The sequence below is a fragment of the Treponema sp. R6D11 genome (assembly GCF_054786075.1).
Genome location: NZ_BDHD01000791.1, coordinates 1 through 522, shown reverse-complemented (window position 1 = coordinate 522; position 522 = coordinate 1). Strand labels below are relative to the sequence as shown.

The 522-nt window shown below is 52.7% G+C and carries 2 protein-coding genes; both read right to left on the bottom strand.

Annotation, left to right across the window (positions count from 1 at the left end; genetic code table 11):
• The coding region (locus ACYVTD_RS16130; RefSeq protein ID WP_461248697.1) for a hypothetical protein at nucleotides 1-223 on the bottom strand (223 nt) is incomplete at its 3' end.
• 12 nt (nucleotides 224-235) lie between these two features.
• On the bottom strand, nucleotides 236-522 hold a 287-nt coding region (locus tag ACYVTD_RS16125; protein WP_461248696.1), incomplete at its 5' end, for a hypothetical protein.

Sequence of the window (522 nt, the reverse complement as noted above, 5' to 3'; positions counted from 1 at the left end):
TATCAAAATCTTCCATTGCAAGATCGCTTCCATCGGAAGCTGCGCTTTCTTCGGGAGCGGCTTCTTCTGCCGGAACATCGCTTTCTGCGGACGCTTCTTTTTCTATCGAAGCGTAGTCTTCTGGTGAGATTAGGTCGTCGGAAATGGAAATATCTTCGGCGCTTTCTTCGGCGGCGGCGCTTTCTTCAGGAACGTCGCTTGCCGCTACGTCAATGGCGGGCATATCTAAATCGTCTCACGCAAGATCATCTCCCGATGAGACTAAGTCGTCGGAAATGGAAATATCTTCCGCACCATCGGTTTCTGCGGGAACGTCGCTTTCTGCGGTAACTTCTTCCGTAGTTTCGCTTGCTGCGGAGTCGTCGATCCCGCCCGCGACGGCGTCGTCAAGAGCGGACATATCAAAGTCGTCCATTGCAAGATCGCTTCCATCGGGAACTGCGCTGTCTTCGGGAACTGCACTTTCTTCGGAAACGGCGCTTTCTTCGGTAACTTCTTCCGTAGTTTCGCTTGTTTCGGGAG